Source organism: Pseudomonas sp. OE 28.3 (assembly GCF_014268205.2).
Classification (GTDB): Bacteria; Pseudomonadota; Gammaproteobacteria; order Pseudomonadales; family Pseudomonadaceae; genus Aquipseudomonas; species Aquipseudomonas edaphica.
Genome location: NZ_CP077082.1, coordinates 4,421,320 through 4,441,355 on the forward strand (window position 1 = coordinate 4,421,320; position 20,036 = coordinate 4,441,355).

At 57.9% G+C, this 20,036-nt stretch carries 15 protein-coding genes; 6 read left to right on the plus strand and 9 right to left on the minus strand.

Annotated elements, in window-relative coordinates:
* The first annotated feature begins 12 nt into the window (after window positions 1–12).
* On the plus strand, window positions 13–1,530 hold the full coding sequence (locus HU759_RS19760; RefSeq protein WP_169988687.1) for a glycosyltransferase family 39 protein: 1,518 nt from the start codon (window positions 13–15) through the stop codon (window positions 1,528–1,530).
* A 21-nt stretch (window positions 1,531–1,551) separates the two neighbouring features.
* Here HU759_RS19760 and HU759_RS19765 read toward each other — a convergent pair whose 3' ends face one another.
* The 7 genes from HU759_RS19765 to HU759_RS19795 all read right to left on the minus strand — a co-directional run bounded on the left by HU759_RS19765 (window position 1,552) and on the right by HU759_RS19795 (window position 7,496).
* Window positions 1,552–2,265, minus strand: coding sequence for an AAA family ATPase (locus tag HU759_RS19765; protein WP_169988684.1), 714 nt, complete (start codon window positions 2,263–2,265; stop codon window positions 1,552–1,554).
* Window positions 2,265–3,008 carry an ABC transporter permease gene (locus HU759_RS19770; RefSeq protein WP_170040444.1) on the minus strand — a complete coding sequence of 248 codons (744 nt, stop codon included), beginning with the start codon at window positions 3,006–3,008 and terminating at the stop codon, window positions 2,265–2,267. The genes HU759_RS19765 and HU759_RS19770 overlap by 1 nt, the downstream gene beginning before the upstream one ends.
* A gap of 8 nt (window positions 3,009–3,016) precedes the next feature.
* Entirely contained in the window at window positions 3,017–4,216 is a 1,200-nt protein-coding gene (locus HU759_RS19775; RefSeq protein WP_170040442.1) for a YcaO-like family protein, read from the minus strand.
* Entirely contained in the window at window positions 4,203–5,009 is an 807-nt protein-coding gene (locus HU759_RS19780) for a SagB/ThcOx family dehydrogenase (protein ID WP_170040440.1), read from the minus strand. The genes HU759_RS19775 and HU759_RS19780 overlap by 14 nt, the downstream gene beginning before the upstream one ends.
* The gene (locus HU759_RS19785; RefSeq protein WP_170040438.1) at window positions 5,006–5,863 is read right to left on the minus strand and encodes an McbB family protein; all 858 of its coding nucleotides are present in this window, start codon (window positions 5,861–5,863) and stop codon (window positions 5,006–5,008) included. Before HU759_RS19785 ends, HU759_RS19780 begins: the two co-directional genes overlap by 4 nt.
* A gap of 97 nt (window positions 5,864–5,960) precedes the next feature.
* Window positions 5,961–6,128, minus strand: coding sequence for a hypothetical protein (locus HU759_RS19790; RefSeq protein ID WP_170040436.1), 168 nt, complete (start codon window positions 6,126–6,128; stop codon window positions 5,961–5,963).
* Window positions 6,129–6,653: 525 nt separating this feature from the next.
* The gene (locus HU759_RS19795) at window positions 6,654–7,496 is read right to left on the minus strand and encodes a hypothetical protein (RefSeq protein WP_186617584.1); all 843 of its coding nucleotides are present in this window, start codon (window positions 7,494–7,496) and stop codon (window positions 6,654–6,656) included.
* 631 nt (window positions 7,497–8,127) lie between these two features.
* On the opposite strand from HU759_RS19795, the gene HU759_RS19800 reads away from it, so the two are divergent.
* Window positions 8,128–8,430, plus strand: coding sequence for a hypothetical protein (locus tag HU759_RS19800; RefSeq protein WP_138454081.1), 303 nt, complete (start codon window positions 8,128–8,130; stop codon window positions 8,428–8,430).
* A gap of 231 nt (window positions 8,431–8,661) precedes the next feature.
* Here HU759_RS19800 and HU759_RS19805 read toward each other — a convergent pair whose 3' ends face one another.
* Window positions 8,662–14,919: a non-ribosomal peptide synthetase gene (locus HU759_RS19805; RefSeq protein ID WP_186617582.1), complete on the minus strand. Its 6,258-nt coding sequence runs from the start codon at window positions 14,917–14,919 to the stop codon at window positions 8,662–8,664.
* Window positions 14,920–15,423: 504 nt separating this feature from the next.
* On the opposite strand from HU759_RS19805, the gene HU759_RS19810 reads away from it, so the two are divergent.
* Window positions 15,424–16,218, plus strand: a complete 795-nt coding sequence (locus tag HU759_RS19810; RefSeq protein WP_026013880.1) for a helix-turn-helix transcriptional regulator — start codon at window positions 15,424–15,426, stop codon at window positions 16,216–16,218.
* A complete protein-coding gene (adeC, locus tag HU759_RS19815) occupies window positions 16,218–17,687 on the plus strand; it encodes an AdeC/AdeK/OprM family multidrug efflux complex outer membrane factor (protein ID WP_186617580.1) in 1,470 nt (489 codons plus the stop codon). Before HU759_RS19810 ends, adeC begins: the two co-directional genes overlap by 1 nt.
* Here adeC and hpaA read toward each other — a convergent pair.
* Window positions 17,614–18,474 carry a 4-hydroxyphenylacetate catabolism regulatory protein HpaA gene (gene hpaA / locus HU759_RS19820; RefSeq protein ID WP_138450176.1) on the minus strand — a complete coding sequence of 287 codons (861 nt, stop codon included), beginning with the start codon at window positions 18,472–18,474 and terminating at the stop codon, window positions 17,614–17,616. The two genes, adeC and hpaA, sit on opposite strands and share 74 nt — an antisense overlap.
* A 128-nt stretch (window positions 18,475–18,602) precedes the next feature.
* On the opposite strand from hpaA, the gene HU759_RS19825 reads away from it, so the two are divergent.
* A complete protein-coding gene (locus HU759_RS19825; protein WP_138450178.1) occupies window positions 18,603–19,268 on the plus strand; it encodes a fumarylacetoacetate hydrolase family protein in 666 nt (221 codons plus the stop codon).
* Window positions 19,265–20,035, plus strand: a complete 771-nt coding sequence (locus tag HU759_RS19830; protein ID WP_186617578.1) for a fumarylacetoacetate hydrolase family protein — start codon at window positions 19,265–19,267, stop codon at window positions 20,033–20,035. Before HU759_RS19825 ends, HU759_RS19830 begins: the two co-directional genes overlap by 4 nt.
* The last annotated feature ends 1 nt before the right edge of the window (window position 20,036 follow it).

The window sequence follows — 20,036 nt, forward strand, 5'->3', positions numbered from 1 at the left end:
TGAGAGCCGCCCATGAGTGTCTTCAAAACCGAACGCGGCGCCCTGGTGCTGCTGCTGGGCGTCTCGGCGCTGCTCCTGCTGCTGGGCCTGGGCAGTCGCGACCTGTGGGGGCCGGAAACCCGCTGGGCCAACATCGCGTTGCAGATGCTGCAAAGCGGTGATTACTTCGACCCCTACCTCAAGGGCGCGCCCTACTACGACAAACCCCTGCCCTCCTACTGGCTGATCACCGGCTTCGCCAACCTGATGGGCGGGCTTGGCCCCTGGTCGCTGCGTTTGTCGTCGGTGATTGCGGCGTGGCTGAGCATCTGGCTGGTGTACCTGATCGGCGAACGCCTGTTTCGCAAAGGCACCGGGCTGATTGCCGGTTGGATGCTCGCCACCACCTTCTACTTTCTGTTCTGGGCGCGCGTGGCCACGGCCGATATCCTCACCGTGTGCGGCGTGCTGGCGGCGGTGTGGTGGTATTGGCGCGGGCCGGACGACACGCGGCTGGGGCGCTACACGGTGTTTTTCCTGCTGCTGGCGGCCACCTCGCTGTTCAAAGGTTTGATCGGTTTTGTGCTGCCGGGCCTGGTGCTGCTGCCGCACCTGCTCAGCGAGCACCGCTACAAGCGCCACCTCAACCTGCGCCTGCTGCTGGCCATGCTGATTGCAGCGGCGTTTTATGCGATTCCCTTCGTGCTGTCCCACCTCTACGGCGCGCCGACTTACGGCGAGAGTGGCCTTGAACTGGTGTTCAAGGAAAACGTCGTGCGTTTCTTCGACCCGTTCGACCACATGGGGCCGATCTACACCTACCTGATCTACCTGCCCGCCTACACCTTGCCCTGGGCACCGTGCTGGTTGCTGGGCCTGTGGCTGGCGCTGCGCAACTGGCGCCACACGCCACCGAACGTGCGCTGGCTGGTGTGGGGCCTGGGCCTGCTGTTTGTATTCTTCACCGCCAGTGGCAGCCGGCGCAGCTACTACGTGCTGCCGCTGGTGCCTTTTGCCCAGTTGTTGGCGGCCTGGTGGTTGAGTGAACGCCTGGAGCAAAAAACCGCCAGCTGGCCGCGTTGGCAAAAAGGCTTCGGTTTCACCGCAGGCCTGCTGTTGCTGGTGCTCGGAGGGATCTATCCCTGGGTCAACGGCAATGGCGGCGTGACCCGCTTCGCCGACGACGTACAGGCCGAGGCGGTCAAAAGTGCGCCGTGGGCTCACTGGCAGATGGTGATGGTAGAAGTCGACAACAAGGTGCCGATGTACCTGCAAAATGGCGGCAAACCGTTCTACTACGTCAGCGAGACCCAGGACTTCCCGCGCCAGGGCGACAGCGCCGCCTTGATGGCCTGGCTGGAAAAAACCAGCGGCCAGGGCTTCGACCCGCAGCACACCATTATCGTCGCGCAGTATTCCAAGGAAGACCCGACGCCGCTGGCCTACCTGGGCGCGGATCACACGGTGATCACCACACAGCCGGATAATGGCGAGCGGTTGTTCCAGAAGCGCTCGGGTGGCAGCGTGGCGTTTGTTCCCATAGGTAAATAACGTCGCGCGGCAAAGTCTGACTTAATTTGTTGGCAAGCTTGCCGCGTGAATAAAGGCCTCATCCAGGCTTTTGGCGTCATACGCCCCCATGAACCCTCCTGCGTCAGTAAAGCGGTTAAAGCGTTGCTGACTCAGCATGTAAAAGTCATCGCAATGATTGACGATTTCGTCAACGTTATGTGACGAGACGAGAACAGCAACACCCTGCTGCGCAGCGCCTTCCAAACACCTCCAAATATGATAACGAAACTCCGGATCCACGCCCGCTGTAGGCTCATCCAGAATGACCAGATCGGCCCCTACAGCGAGCAGAGACAGCGTAAAAAACCAACGCTTTTCTCCATAACTGCAAAGCGAGGATTTTTTGTTCCAGATGTCGCAATAGCGCTCGGCAACCCCCGGGCTCCACATTTCGATTTTTTCTAACGCATGCTTTTGAGTAACCGGCACATCAGCACAAAAAATCATCATCATTTTAAACACATCAAACATTCGAAGCACTGGAGGCGTAGTGATAACTTGAGACAAGTAAAGAAACGTTGAGAACGAATTGACTATCTCACCGGCCTCCATTTTCTTCAGACGGCAAATCACATCAAAAAAAGTAGTTTTTCCAGATCCGTTAGGCCCCAGTAAGCCTGAGATGGAGCCCGCTTCGACCACCATTGACGCCTTATTAAATACCGTATGGCGCTCATACCGGACGTCTAGCGAATTCACAATCAAACGTTTCATCAGTAACGACTCCAAACCGGATTGACGAGCAAAAATTTATAGACCACAGCCAGCGACAAAACAAACAGCACTACAATGGTCATCACTACATATAAAGATTCAAAGACACCCCCCTGCATAATCTGGCTAGCCCACCACATCGGATTGAAAAATTTCACCACTTCTATCACCGGATGGGACGAGCTTATACTCACAATCCCAAGCGCCAACATCAGGAAAGACAACACTGAAAACACAGTATTCGCATTTTGAAACCCCAGCGGAACCAGCGTCAATAACAGTGACGGTATCGAAAACAGCAAAAAACAAATGTAGAATCTTCCAGCGACAACAAGAAACTCAACAAAACTCATCTCACCAAAGTACACCCGCGTCAGAACATAGAACACCAAACAATAAACCATTGACATAATTGAATAGGCCAAAAACTGACCAACAAGAAAGACCCTCTTCGTGCGATTCGTATAGACAAACGATCGAAGAAAACCGCTCTCTCTTCTCCCCACTATATAAAACGCCAGCCCAAACATGGCGACACTCGACGATACGAAGGCGTAGAACCATGAGGTCACCGAAATGTAATCAGCCGACATTTCCGCACGGGTCATCCGGGCATACATAATTAAGTAAAAGGTGACAACTGGGGAGAGGACGATCCAAAATAACGCAAGAGGCTCCTTCAATTGTTCTTTGATAAAAAGAGCTGCCAACAAGCCCGACTTGAATAATAAATCAATATTCATTAACCACCTCATGGGAAAGGCACCATTCTCTCCAAACGAGAGGGCAGCACAGAAGCCAGAAAACTCTTGGAGTACTTGTTTATCAAATTTATACTCCCCGAATTATCCATATGTAAAAAAAGATCAGGTGAAAGATACCGGCAAAAAAAACATCCGACACCGTTAACTGTCGAGTAACGTGAATAGAAGTAACCCGCCACACCCAAACCTTTCAATACCGACAACAAACCCTGCAATGTAAACCCCACGGCGCGAGACACTGAAGATTCTTCGACGACCAACACATCGGTAATCTCGTGATAAGTTGCAAATGAATTACAACTTAAAAAATATCGCAAATACGGATCTTCAACCTTACTTATATCAGAGTCAACGGCACCGAATAGATCCATAAATCGATAAGTCTGCCACAACTCAAGCAACGCCTTCTCAAGTGCCTCGGACTCTGTAGAAGCATAAGACATACCTGCACAATAGTTTACATTGTGATGGGGCCTGTTCTGACCGTAGACGACTAATATACAAACGCCTGGAAACCTGGAATCTGAAATATCGAAAACTGAAAGCTTTCCTGCTGCAAGCAAAGCGTGATAAAGGTGTATAACACGCCGACCAACTAATGAGCTATCCACATAAACAGGAGAAACCAAAGAACGACATTTTTTTGTCAGCCAAAATCTCAGAAGAAACTGTCGTTCAAGATACTCTTTTATCGCCCCCAAAAAAGCGACCTCTGAACGCCAATGAAAACTGCACCCACACGTATCTCTCTGAGGGTAAATAAACGTGTCACTTTCAAGGCCCCGCGAGGAAAGGGAGAGGCAGACAGTTGGAATAAAACAACTGGAAAAATCCGATACTCTTACCACCTCACTCATAAAAAATTTATAGCTTTCAAGCGCTGCAATAGAAATACCATTAGAAGCCGTTTGGACAAATGCACCTGTAAAGCTATCGACCTCCGCATTGGTGAGTGATTCATTAAGAGCCCCCCGCTTTTTTGAAAGTATCTCTCTATAAAAATGACGACGTTCAAAATACTCGCCCAACGCGGATCTGATTGAATTCGAACCGTTCCCTACACCCGAACCTGTAGCTGACAGCGCATCGAAAACTTCTACAGAGTTGGGAAAATCGATTAATCCTGAAGGTTGAAATAGCATCGTGCATGGGAGATCAGGCTTGTGCATTGGGTTAATTAATTTCATGATTTCTACCTATAAAATGAACACACATAGGAAAAAACAAGGCCGGATTCAACCCAAGCACCTTACAGACCATTGAATCCGTATAGGCAGACCATAACCGACACGCCAACCCAAGCGATTTTGCCTGGAGCTCCACCAGCATATAAATTGACCCTACCTCCATGAGCGCCATTCGATACCCGCGATACCTATATTTAAACAAGTTTTTCGGTATATAGACTGCGTAAATAATGGCTAAACTCGGGCTACCAATATTATTGGGCGATGCCAAAACAGCGGACTTTATTTTTTCGACATCATGCTCAACTTGCAACAGTTCAAATCGCTTTGATTTCGGAAGCAAATGCAAAATTTTTCCAGCCCCAGGCCACTGATAGTTCTCCTCAGTAAGTGAGCAGATAAAAACCTCAACGGGATAAAGTGCTCCGCCACTTGGATACCCTCTTTTGTATGACTCTCCATTTCTTGACAGCAGCGGAAAAATCAAACTCTCGATTTCTGAAAATCTCAACCCCGAAGATAGGAAACGCTCACACGATTCATTTCTACACAACTTATTTTCCGGAGCCTCGCCCAACAAAGTAATTTCAGTTGTTAAGTTCATATCCGGATAAAGAACCAGTTCATTGCCCGTTAATTGTGCGAGATGCTTCTCATCAAGAAAATGGAGAACTGTGCGATTCTCCAACGACTTATGAAAAGTAAAATTGCCCTTATTATGAAAATCAAGAACTTCATCATGCACAGAACCGTCTAGAAACCTGAGATAATAATCATGCGGTATGTTTTTCATGTCCCTTCCCCCAAGCAGTCACACATGTACCAGTGCGAAGTGGGCTCTTCATAAAGCTGACCATCACTCAGTTGGAGATATGAAACATACAATACATCGTCTTGATATTTACGTGCACTTCCGGGCTCAGTAAAAAACTTAATCTTTCTGACAATAGCTCCGACCACTATCAGCTCTTGATAGAAACTAAGTTCTTTAGAAGGCACACTGACGTGCTTACCCTTACAAAAATTCAAGACACGTGCCCAGTCATTTTTCACCGACACAATCGACGCACTATGAACCAGTCTATCGACATTGCAAAAATGGCAAGGGTTTCCAATTTCCGCAATATAGGGTTGGCCAATGCAAAAAAAACCGCCCATAGGCCAACAAACGGTGATCGCACTTTGTGGTGATGCTTTCGACAAATCGAAATGTAGCTTTTTAACATTGGAATAGTCGTAGGCGCGGCATATCAACACAATGAAATATCTCCCCCCACTAAGCGACGAGACTATATCACTTGAAAACCTCCTTATTTCTAACGTTCCGGACAACTCCTGCCTGAAAAGATCTTCAACATTTGCCCGACCGCTCCAATCATGTACAACAATCGTCTTTTCGAAGTACATTTCCTCTCTCGCTATGAGAGGTATGATTTTCTCCAAAAATTCAAATGCATCACAGGCATTCAAACCATTTTCACAAAAAACCTCGTCCAATTCCTCCCTTGTCATTACACTCGATAGCTTTATCTGTCTAAGTGCTTGCAGCAGTGACTGTGAATGCACCTTGGAAATGCCTGCTTCAGAGATAACCAAGCTTTCCGTTTCAAAATTCAATATTTCATAATTAGGTATAGTTATATTCATCGCTCGACCCCCATAGAGGTTTTCCACCGACGGCTGGAAAACCTCTTTTAGTTGGGCATAGATAGCTTGACCTACTCAGTAGGAGGCGATTGCTCCGTTAAAGAGTTGTGCCCACCACTTCCACCACTGCATCCCCCGCCACCCCCACATCCACCACTACCACCGCACCCCCCTTGGCTTCCTGATCCACCAGCGTTGCCGCTATGTGATGTAAAACCAAACTCGTCATCAAAATCAAAAACAAACTCGCCAAATTCTTCAACAATATTCATTTTCTTTCTCCAGAGCATTAATATATAAGCTGTGTTTAAGCTGCTTATTAAAAGCAACAAAACCAATTTAGCCCTACTAAAAAAAAATGCAAATCTCTCGCGGCGCAGACGTAGGAAAAGTCGCGCTAGGCAATAGGAAATATCCCTCAACAAAATCAGAAGACTAACGATTGCGCACAACCGACAACAAGAAACCAACTTTCAATGACTACTTTTTATTCGTGTAGAATTAATAATTTAGAAACCACCACTCTATAAACACCCTCCGCCCCACATTAAAAAACCCATGCACAACAGAAGATGTTTTTTCAGAAAACAGGCAAGCCATCCGATAAACGGTATTACTTTTCGCTCCAACCTGATTAACTTCAAACATTCGAGCTGTGCCAATTGCAACGCAACACATCGGACATGACCGAATGAGTCCGCGACAATCACTGCACGCTCGCTGGTGTTGATTTGCGCAGTGATGCAACAGGATATTGAACGCCAGCAGTACGTGCCCGTCGGCAACACGGCTAGCGCTTCTCAAACACGGCATAACCGACATAAGCAAAATCCGACAGCCGCCGCGCTTCAGAACCGGGGTAAGTGAAATGGTCACGTGTCAGGTAAGACGCAGGAAGGTCAGGAACGTCCTCCACCCTTCCGTCTATTTCGCCGTTACTGGCCGTGGAATGGGCGCCGCCTTGCTGATCAATGAATTCAAGGAGGTGTTCAGCATTCGCGGCACTGGCTGCGCGAACATCGGCGGGTAACCGGGGGTCGTTCCAGTCACCGCCTACGAGCACTTTGAAGGCGAGCCGTTCGTTCGCGTCGAGCACGTTATCAAGTGCCTTGAACAAGGGATTCACAGTGATTGCCTGCACCGCGCGTCGGTCACCTGCTGCGCGGCCGTGGGGGGCAGGCTTTGGCCAGACGACCCCACGACCGCCCTCCCCCAGTACGCGGTAGCCTTGCTCGGCGAACTGAGTCAGGCGGTCCACCTCGGACGCAAACCCTTTTATACCCTGCACGTCCAGGCGCCCATCCCCTGGATAACTGCCTTTGACCCGGCGCACACAGGGGTCGTTGTCGATGTGGTGGATCACCCGCGCCAGGCGATACATGGCGTCGGCGCGCGACACGGGGTCTGGGTTGGCGGCGGTAAAGTCGCCCACCTGTCGCTTCAAGTGGGTGATCAATCGGGTTTGGCGCTCACGCCTTTGTGGGTTCCAGCCATAGGCGCGTGACATGATGCCCGTGCCCAGCATGGGGTTGTCCTTGTAGATTTGCGTCGCTGAGCGTTGATCATCCGCCGGCCGTGTTTGCGCGCGCGTCGGCAGGCTGGAGGTGTCGGCCTCTGTGCGAGGGGTAGGCAACGTCGGCGCGCGCGTCTGTATGAAAGGCTGAAAGTGTCCAAGCGTTGGGGTCATGAGCCAGGTTGTCCATCAAAATCCAACGGCGTCGAAACGCTGACGCCGACGTTTCAGGCGAAACTGCACAGTGTGTTGGTGGTGACGGCAAAAAAGGTTCCATCGGAACCTGCGGTTGATGGCGATCGTTCCCACGCGCAGCAAAGGAACGCCTCTTGGGACGCGCTGCGTCTCTCCACCATTGCGCACTTGCGTCGCGGGCTGCATTCCCACGCGGAGCGTGGGAACGATCAAATCGGAACCTGCGGTTGATGGCGTTTGGTCATGGTTTGTAAAGGGCCAGCAAGGCGTGTCTCTTTTAATTGCAGGACGTTTCCTAGACAATCCCTGCCGCCTTGTGCCTGTTGGAATCGATGGCTAGTCTGCGATCCGTCACTGCTTATCAGTGATCGGGTTTAGTCGCCCGACCTTCCAACGCGTGCATGGTCCTCCATGAGGTTTTATGGTGGCTGTGCGCAGGGCACCTTCGGGTGCGCCGGAATTTTCGCGTTGGAGCCGGTCGACTAACCTGCGTACAGCCGCCACCCTCGTTTAGTCGCGAAGGGTGTCCGTCCCTTATCTAACGCGAAGGTACACCATGAAAAAAGTCGTCCCCGACCCACCCCGCAATTGCACCAAAGACCGCGCCGCCTTCAATCGCGCCATCGACCATTACCTGCCCTCCAAGGGTGTTCAAATCGAAGACCTGAGCTTCGAAGACGCCCTGCTCTACACCGCCAGCTTGCTCGACAGCGCTTCAGCGACCGCGCTCAATTGCGGTGATCTGCTGGCCAGCCCCCAGCGGGAGAAGATTCTGGCGGTGTGGCATTTGCTGGAGGTGGCCAAGACCACGGTGGACCGCTCTATCGAGTGCCTGAATCCTCCAAAACCAACTGCCTGACTGTGGTCTAAAAATGTGGGAGCTGGCTTGCCTGCGATAGCCATAGGTATCTACACAACCGGTTTTGTGGCAGGTGGGCTGTTGTGGAGAAATTGGCTGCCTTCAAACGTTGTGTAGATACCCATGCTGCGATAGCGGCGTATCAGCAACAGAGGCGTTGCCTGAACTACCGCTATCGCGGCGATGCGGCGACCCGACAAGCCCGGCTCCCACATCGCCCGCCTCCAGGCTTCAGATCCGGCGGCGGCGGTTGAGTTGGGGGATCGCGGTTTGCGGCACTTCTACGCGCTGTACCTGAGCAGTGGTGCAGGCCGCCAATTGCGCCAACGTCGGCTGGCTGAACAAGGTGCGCGCATCCACCTCTAACCCGGCCTTGCGCATCCGCGCCACCAGGTTCACGGCCAACAACGAATGCCCACCCAGCTCGAAGAAGTGGTCGTGACGCCCTACCCGAGCAAGTTTCAACACGTCGGCCCAGATGCCCGCCATCAGGGTTTCCACCTCACCCTGCGGCGGCTCATACGCGCGACTCACCACCGCCTCCAACCCAGGCTCCGGCAAGGCCTTGCGGTCGAGTTTGCCAGCCGGGTTAAGCGGCCATTCATCAAGCTGCACAAAGGCCGCCGGCACCATGTATTCAGGCAACTGTTCCAACACGTACGCACGCAAGGCTTCCAGGCTTGGCGCTTGCCCGCGCAGGGTAAAGTACGCCACCAAACGCTCATCACGAATCAGCACCGCCACGTCCCGCAGCGCCGGGTGCGCGGCCAGGCGCGATTCGATTTCGCCCAGCTCCAGGCGTACGCCCCGCAGCTTGACCTGAAAGTCATTGCGCCCCAGGAACTCAAGGTTGCCATCGGGCAAGTAACGCACCAGATCGCCGGTGCGATACAGCCGATCACCGGCCACAAACGGGCTGTCGATAAAGCGCTCGGCGGTCATCTGTTCCAGGCCCAAATAGCCCCGCGCAACGCCGACGCCGCCGATATGCAGTTGGCCGCTGACGCCCATGGGCACCGGCGTATCATGTTCATCCAGCACATACAGGCGGGTGTTGTTGATCGCCCGACCAATCGGCAGTTGCAGGGCCGGCACGGCGGCGCCGGGTTCCAGGGTCCAGGCGCTGCTGTCCACTGTGGCTTCGGTGGGGCCGTAGACGTTATGCAAGCGCACGTTGGGCAAGCGTGCCTGCACGCCTCGGGCCAGGGCTTCAGTGAGCTCACCGCCGCCGCAGAGCACGTCGGTGAGGCTGGTGCACAGCGCGGATTCTTCCAGTTCCAGAAACTGCTGCAACATCGCCGGCACGAACTTGATCACGCTGATCTGTTGCTCGCGGATCACCTGGGCCAGGTACGCCGGTTCACGGTGCCCATCGGGCCGTGCGAGCACCAGGCGCATGCCATTGGTCAGCGGCCAGAACAGCTCCCACACCGAGCCATCGAAGCTGAACGGCGCACGTTGCAACAAGGCGCCGCCCCGGGCATTCGGGCACAACCGGGAGCCCCAGTGCATCAGGTTGCTTAAGCCCCGATGCTCGATCATCACGCCTTTGGGCGTGCCGGTGGAACCGGAGGTGTACATCACGTAGGCCAGGTTGGCGACGCTCAAACCGGGCACCAACGGGTTGCCGATAGGTGCCTGGTTCCAGGCGCAGCGGTCGAAGTCGATCACGGGCATCGACACCTCGCCGGGCAAGTCACGGGTGGCCGCGTGTACCAGTAACGCCACGGGCTGGCTGTCGCTGAGCATGTAGGCCAGGCGTTCGCGCGGGTAGCCAGGGTCCAGCGGCACATAGGCGCCACCCGCCTTGAGGATCGCCAACAACCCAACCACCAGCTCCAGCCCGCGCTCGACGCACAGGGCCACACGCGAATCCGGCTGGACGCCGCGCTCGCGCAGGTGAAAGGCAAGCTGGTTGGCACGCTCGTTGAGCTCGCGGTAGGTCAACTGCCGTTCGCCGGCCTGCACCGCAATGGCATTGGGAATCTGCCGCGCATGGGCTTCGAACAGGGCTTGGACGGTGAGGGTTTCGGGGTAGTCGGTGTGGGTCGCATTAAAGTCCAGCAACTGCGTTTTCAGTTCGCTGGCCGGCAGCACCTGTACCTCGCGCAGGGGTGTGGTCGGCGCGTGTTCAAGGGCTTCCGCCAGGCCGCACAACACCGTCTCGATATAATCCAGCAAGCGCTCGGCACCGACCTTGCGCGGCGCCTTGGCCGTGAGGCGAAAGCCGCTGGCGACGTCGTCGACCGTCAGCATCAGCGGGTAGCTGAGGATGTCTTCGCTGCTGAGCAGCGCAATGCCCGGCACCAGGTTCAGGTCCCTGTCCGCCGCCGTGTGCCGATAGTTGAGCAGGCTGTTGAACAGCGGCGATGCACCGCTGCAACGCTGGGCCAGGGCCAGCGATGCCTGTTCATGGGCGACCAGCGCGCTCAGTTGCGCATGGGTGTCTGCCAGCGCAGCGACCACGCTTTGCCCGGCCAGGCGCACGCGCAGCGGCAAGGTGTTGATGAACATGCCCAAGGCACGGTCGGCGCCCTCGCCGGCTTGCAAACGGCCGAGCAACACGGTGCCGAACACCACATCATCGCGGCCCGCGACCCGGCTGAGTACCTGGGCCCAGGCCAGGTGAAACAGGCTCGCGGCACTCACCCCAAGCGCTCGCGCCTGGGCGCGCAGGCGCAGGTTGAGGGCGTCTGCCAGGGGCCGTTCGGCCGCTTCGATGTCGGCGCGATTGGCCTGGCGCTCCTGCAAGCCGAACGCCAGGGTCGGCTCGTCAACGTCGGCCAGGCGCTCGCGAAAGAACGCCTCATGTGCCGCCTGGCGCGCTGCCGAGCGGGCCTGCGCGACCACGTTGCGGTAAGGCACCGGTTCCGGCAATTGCGCCTGCTGGCCCAGCAAGTGGGCGCGAATTTCATCCACCAGCACGGTGGTCGAAGTGGCGTCATTGACCAGGTGATGGAAGCGCAACTTGGCGACCCAGCGCTGGTTGTGCGGCTCCTCGGCGTAATCCAGCGCCATCAACGGCGCCTGGCGCAGATCCAGCGGTGCGTGCTGATCGTGCAGCGGCTCGACGCGCAACTGCGCCTGGCGCCACACCACTTGCATCGGTTGTTCCAGCGCATCCCATACCAGGCTGGTGCGCAGAATATCGTGACGGTTGATCACCTGCTGCAACGCTTGGGCAAACGCCTCCAACTGGTCGCGACGGGCAAAACTGAACAGTGCATGTTGCTGATAGGGGTCGCGCGCGTCCGTGAGGTGGTGGTACAGCAAGCCCTCCTGCAACGGCGCCAGCGGGTAGATTTCCTGCACATTGGCAGCCCCACCGGGGATGCCGGCGACGATACGATCCAGGCTCGGCTGGTCGAGTTCGGCCAGTGCGAGCATGTCCGGGGTGATGTGGCTGCAACCTGGCGCAATACGATTGCCCGGCACCTGTACCTCACTGCCTCCACTGACCGCCGCCAGCGCGGCGAGCGTCGGCTGGCCGAACAACACCTGCACATCGGCATGCAAGCCGGCCTGGCGCATGCGCTGCACCAACTGCACCGCCAACAGCGAATGGCCGCCCAGTTCAAAGAAATGGTCATGGCGCCCCACTTGCTGCACCTGCAATAGTTCAGCCCAGATCTGCGCCAGCAGGGTTTCCGCGCCTTCGTACGGTGCTTCGAACTGGCGCGTGACAAAGGCTTGCTGGGTGGGCGCAGGAAGCGCCTTGCGGTCGAGCTTGCCGTTGGCGGTCAGCGGCATCGCCTCCAACTGCACATAGGCTGCCGGCAGCATGTAATCGGGCAGCGAGGCTTGCAGATGGGCACGCAACGCTTCGATTTCGACGCTGTGCCGGGCGACAAACCAAGCCAACAACTGGCCCTCGCGACACTGCACCACGGCTTCCTGGACCGCCGGATGGCTGGCCAGCGCGGACTCGATTTCCCCCAGTTCGATGCGCACGCCACGGATTTTCACCTGGTCGTCATTGCGGCCCAGGTACTCAAGGTTGCCGTCGGGCAGCCAGCGCGCCAGATCGCCGGTGCGGTACATCCGGCCCTCGCTGAACGGGTCATCCACAAAGCGCTCGGCGCTCAGTTCAGGCTGGTTCAGGTAACCCCGCGCCACACCCTTGCCGCCGATATACAGCTCCCCCGCCACGCCAATCGGCACCGGGCGCCGCTGTTCATCCAGCACGTACACCGTGGCATTGTCGATCGGCGCGCCGATGTGCAGCGCATGGCCCGCCTCGACGCGCCCGGAGGTGGCGACCACGGTGGCTTCAGTGGGGCCGTAGTTGTTGATCACGTCGAAGGTTTGTGCGCGGCTGAAACTGCGCAGGCGGTCGCCGCCGATCAGCAGGGTGCGCAGGGTCGGGTGTTGCAGGCGCTGGCTGAAGGTGTACTCGGCCACCGGCGTCGGCAAAAAGCACACGTCCAACGGCTGCGCACGCCACCAGTCGAGCAGCGCGTCGATGTCCTGGGCGTCGTCCTGTGCCGGCGCCAGGTGCAAGGTCGCGCCCACGCATAACGCCGGCCACACTTCCCAGGCCATTGCGTCAAAACCGAAGCCGGCCACGCTGGCCGTCTGGCTGCCCGCGTGCAGGTTGAAGGCGCGGCAGTGCCAGTCCACCAGGTTCGACACGGTGTGGTGCTCAACCATCACGCCTTTGGGCAAACCGGTGGAGCCTGAGGTGTAGATCACATACGCGAGGTTCGACGGCGTGACCGCCACCGGTGGGCTGTCACTGCGGCCATGCGTCGGCAGGTCCAAACGGATTATCGGCACGTCGAGCATCGGCAGGCGCGCCAGCACGTTGTGCTGGGCCAGCACCGCCACCGGGGAACTGTCGTGCAGCAGGTAGCTCAGGCGCTCGGCCGGGTGAGCCGGGTCCACCGGTACGTAGCAGGCGCCGGCCTTGAGGATCGCCAGCAACCCGGCCACGGTGTCCAACCCGCGCCGCGCCACAATCGCCACACGGTCATCCGGCTGCACGCCATGTTCGAGCAATTGGTGGGCCAGGGCATTGGCCTGTTGATCGAGCTGGGCGTAGGTCAATTGCCGGTCCTGATGCACCGCCGCAATGGCGTCAGGCGTGCGCGCTGCTTGCGCCTCGATGCGCCGATGCAGGGTTTGCGCGCTGGCAGGCGCTTGTGCGGTGGCATTCCACTGCTGCAACCGGAGCTGTTCGGCCGGCGTCACCAAGGCAAACTCAGCCAGCGTCAACGCGGTATTCGCCAACCCCTGTTCCAGCAGCCAGGTAAAGCGCTGCGCCAACGCCTGCACCTCGTCCTCGCGAAACCACGCCTCGTTGTACACGCAGTGCAGGCAAGCAGTGTCCTGGTAACGGTTGCTGCGCAGGTGGAAGGCAATCGGCAGCGGCTCGTGGTAGTTGGATACCTTGACCGCGCGGGCCTGGACCTGGCCGAAGCGCAGGTCGTGATCGTCCTGCTCAAAGGACACCGACAAATCAAACAACTGGCCGCGATCGGTACGGCGCAGGCCCAGTTCACGGTTCATCTCGCTCAGGGGAAAACGCTGGTGGCGAAAGTCCTGCTTGAGCTGGTCACGCACACCGCGCACTACCGCGCTGAACGGCAATTGCGCATCGAACTGGAAACGCACTGCACTGACCTGGGTGAACAAGCCCACGGTGGAACGAAAACGTGCGTTGGAACGGTTGAGAATCGGCAGCCCCACCACCCACTCTTCACGCTGGCTGGTGCGGGTGAAATACACGTACAGCGCCGCCAGCAACACATGGAAGGCCGAGGCCTGGTAACGGTTGGCGACTTGCTCCATGCGGTTGAGCAGCACCACCGGGAACGGCTCCACCCAGGTGTTGCTCGGCGCCGGGGCGTTGTGGCGCGGCGTCAGCAGCGGCTCGGGCAGCACCTGGTATTTGTCCAGCCAGTAGGCGCGGTCACGGGCGTAACGGGCCGATGCCTGGTAACGCAGGTCCGTGTCGATAAAGTCGATATAGGACGGGGCGTACGGCTCCGGTTGCCGCCCCTGTTCAAGGTCGGTGTACAGCCGGGCCAGGGATTGCAGCACCTGGCCAAAGCCCCAGCCATCGAGAATCAGGTGATGGGCCTGGATGCCGAGGCGGTAGTGGTCGTCATCGAGCTTGACCAGGACAAACCGCAATAACGGTTCACCACTCATCGCATAGGGCCGGGCCATTTGCGCTTGCATCAGCGCCTGGCTCGCGGCCTGCGGGTTGTGCAGCGCGCAGAAGTCGTGCCGTTGTACCTGCACCGTCAGCGCAGCGTCGAAGGTCTGTCGAGGCAAGCCGTCGGTATCGGTGTGCAACTGGGTGCGCAAGGCATCGTGCTTGGCCACCAGCAACTCGACGGCGCGCTGGATCAGTTCCGGCACCAAGGGGCCGGCGAAATCCATATAGCCGCCAATGTTGTACAACGGCGAGTCGCCTGCTCGCAGTTGGTCGAGCCAGATGTCCTGCTGGGCGGCAGTCAGGGGGAAGCTTGGGGAATGCTTCATAAGATCCTTCTCAATAGGAGTCCGGCACGGCCGCACACGGGCCCATTTCGCCAAAATTGCCGGATTTGAGCATGGCGATCCGAAGGTGTCTGTCACCCGAAACCCGGACATTCATATGGATGGAAACGGGCTTGGCTGATGGTTGACTGCTGAAACGATTAAAGCGCTGTAGGAAATTGACTACACATGGCCGCAGTCAGTTTTTCTCAACACGCCCCAATTACTTATTTTTACTATAAATATCAATTGGTTAATCAGCTCTAATTTTTAGCCATGGTTTTTCGTTGGCGGAATTCTCCGTCTGAAACGTCGAATTAATGACGTAGTTTTTATGGCAGCTTGTGTCCCTCGTTTCCGCTACATACGTAGGACAAATCGCTATGGCTAAATAAAATCTCGAACGCCGAATGACGCTGAAGAAGAGTCACGTTCAAGGAGTACGGGCCGCCCCACACAGACCCAGGGCACCCGTTGACGGTTTTCGACATCAAGGATGAGATGGCTATGAGTCTGACTTCTAGTATTGGCGGCGCCCACAGCCCGCAGTTCTACGCCGAAATGGGTGAATTGATTTCAAACAGCGGCCAGGAAAATTTCGCCGCCAACATGCTGCATCTGGTGGATAAATGGGTGCCGATTCACTTGGTCGACCTGAGTGAATGGACACTCGACGAACTGCGTGACAGCGCGATCGATATTCAGCTGCTGGGCAGCGCCGGGTTGAAAAAACACCTGCTGGCGCCCCAGCCCGTACATGCGTTGAACGACCACCCGCTGCTACGGGAAATGCTGCGCATGCAAGACCCGTTGCTGATCCAGATGAAGGCCAAGGCCAACAGCGCACACCCACGCGGCACCTCGCACCAGTGCAACCTGGTCTCGCGCCAGGGCAACCGACGCTGCGTGATTTCGTTCTACCGCCCGCCGACCCAACAAGGCTTTTCCCTGGCAGAACTGTCGTTTCTCAAGTGCTTGTCGGACACCCTGTTGCCGTTGATGGAACGGCATGCGCGGATTTTGCGCCAGGCCCCTCACAGCCAGGCCGAACCAGCCCACAGCCAGCTGGAACAGTCACAGTTGCAGCGCGAGTTCTACAAGCGCCTGTCCCTCAGCGATATCACCCTGTCGGCGCGTGAGCAGGAGGTGTGCCTGGGCCTGTTGACCGGCGGCACCGTGCCGCAAATGGCGGAAAAACTCAGCGTGAAAAACAGCTCGATCGAAACCTACCTCAAGCGTGCCGCCGCCAAACTGGGCGTCAGCGGGCGCCATGGCCTGGCAAAATGGATGGTTGGCGCCTGATGAAAAAATTCGCCCTCACCACCGTTGGCATGGCCTGGGTGCTCGGCGGTTGCTCGCTGATCCCCGAGTATCAGCGGCCCGCTGCGCCGGTGCCGGCGCAGTACCCACAAGGCGGGGTCTACAGCCTGGCGCAAGCCGGCACTGTGGCGGTCGAGCCGGACTGGCAGCAGCTGTTCCACGACCCGGCGCTGCAACAGCTGATTGGCGCAGCACTGGCCAATAACCGCGACCTGCGGGTAGCGGCGCTGAATGTGCAGGCGTTTCAGGCGCAGTACCGCATCCAGCGAGCGGACCTGTTCCCGGCGATATCGGCCAGCGGCGCCGGCAAACGCCAGAAAGTACCGGGCGATCTGACCGGCACCGGCAAGTCGGCGATCACTTCCAACTATTCGGCCACCCTGGGCCTGAGTGCCTATGAGCTGGATCTGTTCGGACGGGTGCGCAGCCTCAGCGAGCAGGCGATGCTCACGTATCTGGGCACCGAAGAGGCGCGGCGCAGCGCGCAACTGAGCCTGGTGGCCAACGTCGCCAATGCCTACCTGACCTGGCGCGCCGACCAGGAGCTGCTGACCCTGGCGCAGCAAACCCTGACCGCCAACGACCACAGCTGGCAGCTCACCAGCCGCAGCAAAACCGCGGGCAAGGCCTCGGCACTGGATGTGGTGCAAGCCCGCACGGCAGTAGAAAGCACCCGCGCCAGCGTGGCCCGCTATGAGCGCCAGGTCGCCCAGGATGTCAACAACCTGGCCCTGCTGGTGGGCGGCCCGGTGGATGAAAACCTGCCGTCGCGCCCGCTCGCTGATGACCTGGTGGCGCGCCTGCCCGCAGGCTTGCCCTCCGACCTGCTGCAACGGCGCCCGGATATCCTCCAGGCCGAATACCAACTGCGAGCCGCCAACGCCAATATCGGCGCGGCGCGGGCAGCATTTTTTCCGTCGGTGACGCTCACCGCCAACGCCGGCAGCACCAGCAAGGAGCTGTCGGGGCTGTTCAAGGGCGGCGCGGGCACCTGGACCTTCCAGCCGCAAATCAACCTGCCGATCTTCAACGCCGGCAGCCTGCGCGCCAGCCTCGACTACGCCAAACTGCAGAAAGACATTACGGTGGCGCAGTACGAAAAATCCATTCAAACGGCGTTTCAGGAAGTCGCCGACGGCCTCGCCGCCCGGCAAACCTTTAACGACCAGTTGGACGCGCAACGGGATTTCGTCGCCGCCAACCAGGCCTATTACGACCTGGCCCAGCACCGCTACCGCAGCGGTGTGGACAGCAACCTGACGTTCCTCGATGCGCAGCGTTCCTTGTTCAGTTCGCAGCAGGCGCTGATTGTCGATCGGCTGGCGCAACTGGTCGCGGAGGTGAACCTGTACACGGCTCTGGGCGGCGCCTGGAGCGTCAACCCAAGCCCGACTGCCGCAGCCGATATTCCCCCGGTGTCACCTGCGCATAACGAAGGAAAAACCGGCTGAAATACGCCGGGTCCTTGAACCCCAGCTGGTAGCAGATTTCATTCGCGGAGCTGCCGGTAAACAGCAGCAGACGCTTGGCTTCCTGCATCAGCCGCTCCAGGATCAGGCGCTTGGACGGCAGGTCGGCCAGGCGTCGGCACACCTCATTGAGCCGCGCTTCGGTCACGCCAATCCCCTCGGCGTAACGCGCCAGCGGCCAGTGTTCCAGGTAGTGGGCTTCGATAAGTTCGTTGAAACGATGGAAAATGCGCAGGTCTTCATGCCGTGTCGGGCGGGCCGGCAGGCTGTTGGCGCACAGACGCAGCAGGCGAATCATGATCAGGCGGGTAAGGCTCTCCAATGCGGCGGCGCGCCCTGCCCTTTGCGCGTTGATCTCGCTGCTGAGTTCCCCGAAGAGTTGATCCAGCCCTTCGGCATCGGCGGTCAGCGCCACGCAGGCGGCGCCCGATGCAAGGCTGGGGTCGGCGTCGATCAACGCCCACACCAGTTGCTGACGCACGGTCAGCACATGCCCGTCGGCATCCGGCTCCGTAACAAACGCATGGGGCACTGTGGGCGGAGTGAGGAAAAACATCGGCCCCGACTCCACGAACTGGCGGTCATCCAGGTACACCCGCACCGCGCCACTCTTGACGAAATGCACCTGGAAAAACCGGTCATGCCGATGCACGGGCATATTGCGCCCGAAAAACCCCGCCAGGTTGCCGAGCTTGTCGTAATGCACCTCGGCATCGCTGTAACGCTGGTCGTAGACCTGCCCGATGTTGATGTTCGGAATCGGTTTCACAGAACACTCTTCTTATTGTTTTGATCCCGCCGGATTTTGCCACGCTTGACGGTAGTTAACATATTAATTATAACGTTAACACATTAACGAACTGCTTATGCAGCAGTCGCCACCGCCAGGAGAAACGCATGAGCCGTACCCTGCATGATGTTGCCAGCGGCACCTTGTTCGGCGTTGCGCTGAACTACCAGGGTCTGCTGGACCAGCATCTCGCCGCCTTCCAGCAGGCGCCCTACCAGAAGCCGCCTGCCAAGCCGGTGCTGTTTATCAAGACCCCCAACACACGCAACAAGCATGGCGGTGTAGTGCTGCATCCCGCGGGCGAACGCCTGCAACCGGGGCCGGCGCTGGGCGTGGTGATCGGCCAGCGCACCAGCCGCGTCAGCCTGGAAAACGCCATGGCGCATGTGGCCGGTTATGTGGTGGTCAATGAATTCAGCCTGCCGGAAGACAGCTACTACCGCCCCGCCGTCAAAGCCAAATGCCGTGACGGGTTTTGCGCGTTAAGCGCCGAGCTGATCCCGCGTGATCAAGTTGCAAACCCTAACCAACTGAGCCTCAAGTTGTTCGTCAACGGCGAACTGCGCCAGGAAAACTCGACGACCCATTGGGTGCGCGACATCCCGCAATTGATCGCCGAGATCAGCGAGTTCATGACCCTATACCCCGGCGATGTGCTGATCACCGGCACACCGGAGGGCCGCGTGGATGTGCAGCCTGGGGACCAGGTTGAGGTTGAAATCAACGGTATCGGTCGCCTGGCCAACACCGTGCAGGCGGAGGCACACGCATGAAACACGCTCGTATCCGTTTTGAAGGCGAAACCCATCACGTACAGGTAGAGGCTGATTGCAGCGTGCGCCTCAACGACGGCCGCCTGCTCGCCGAACAACAGGTGCAATGGCTGCCACCGGCCACCGGCAGCATGTTCGCCCTGGGCCTGAACTATGCCGACCACGCTGCCGAGCTGGCCTTCACACCGCCCACCGAACCGCTGGCATTTATCAAGTCGGTGGGCACCTACACCGGCCATCGCCAAGTCACTTGGCGCCCGGATAACGTTGCCTACATGCACTACGAGTGCGAGCTGGTGGCGGTCATCGGCAAGACCGCGCGCAACGTCAAGCGCGCGGATGCCCTGGACTACCTGGCCGGTTACACGGTGTGCAACGACTATGCGGTCCGCGACTACCTGGAAAACTACTACCGCCCCAACCTGCGCGTGAAAAACCGTGACGCCACCACCCCGGTCGGCCCGTGGATCGTCGATGTCGCGGACGTGCCCGACCCGAGCAACCTGACCCTGCGCACCTGGATCAACGGTGAACTGCGTCAGGAAGGCAGCACCCGCGACATGATTTTCGATATCCCCTACCTGATCGAGTACCTCTCCAGCTTCATGACCCTGCAACCCGGCGACATGATCGCCACCGGCACGCCCGAAGGCCTGGCCAATGTGGTGCCGGGCGATGAAGTGGTGGTGGAAGTCGAAGGCGTAGGTCGCCTGGTCAACCGAATTGTCAGCGAAGCGGAGTTTTTCTCCGCCCGTAAAGAGGCGTGAG

Coding starts and splice junctions, on each gene's coding strand:
- HU759_RS19760 (WP_169988687.1), top strand. CDS start 13: ATGAGTGTCTTCAAAACCGAACGCGGCGCCCTGGTGCTGCTGCTGGGC.
- HU759_RS19765 (WP_169988684.1), bottom strand. CDS start 2,265: ATGAAACGTTTGATTGTGAATTCGCTAGACGTCCGGTATGAGCGCCAT.
- HU759_RS19770 (WP_170040444.1), bottom strand. CDS start 3,008: ATGAATATTGATTTATTATTCAAGTCGGGCTTGTTGGCAGCTCTTTTT.
- HU759_RS19775 (WP_170040442.1), bottom strand. CDS start 4,216: ATGAAATTAATTAACCCAATGCACAAGCCTGATCTCCCATGCACGATG.
- HU759_RS19780 (WP_170040440.1), bottom strand. CDS start 5,009: ATGAAAAACATACCGCATGATTATTATCTCAGGTTTCTAGACGGTTCT.
- HU759_RS19785 (WP_170040438.1), bottom strand. CDS start 5,863: ATGAATATAACTATACCTAATTATGAAATATTGAATTTTGAAACGGAA.
- HU759_RS19800 (WP_138454081.1), top strand. CDS start 8,128: ATGAAAAAAGTCGTCCCCGACCCACCCCGCAATTGCACCAAAGACCGC.
- HU759_RS19805 (WP_186617582.1), bottom strand. CDS start 14,919: ATGAAGCATTCCCCAAGCTTCCCCCTGACTGCCGCCCAGCAGGACATC.
- HU759_RS19810 (WP_026013880.1), top strand. CDS start 15,424: ATGAGTCTGACTTCTAGTATTGGCGGCGCCCACAGCCCGCAGTTCTAC.
- adeC (WP_186617580.1), top strand. CDS start 16,218: ATGAAAAAATTCGCCCTCACCACCGTTGGCATGGCCTGGGTGCTCGGC.
- HU759_RS19825 (WP_138450178.1), top strand. CDS start 18,603: ATGAGCCGTACCCTGCATGATGTTGCCAGCGGCACCTTGTTCGGCGTT.
- HU759_RS19830 (WP_186617578.1), top strand. CDS start 19,265: ATGAAACACGCTCGTATCCGTTTTGAAGGCGAAACCCATCACGTACAG.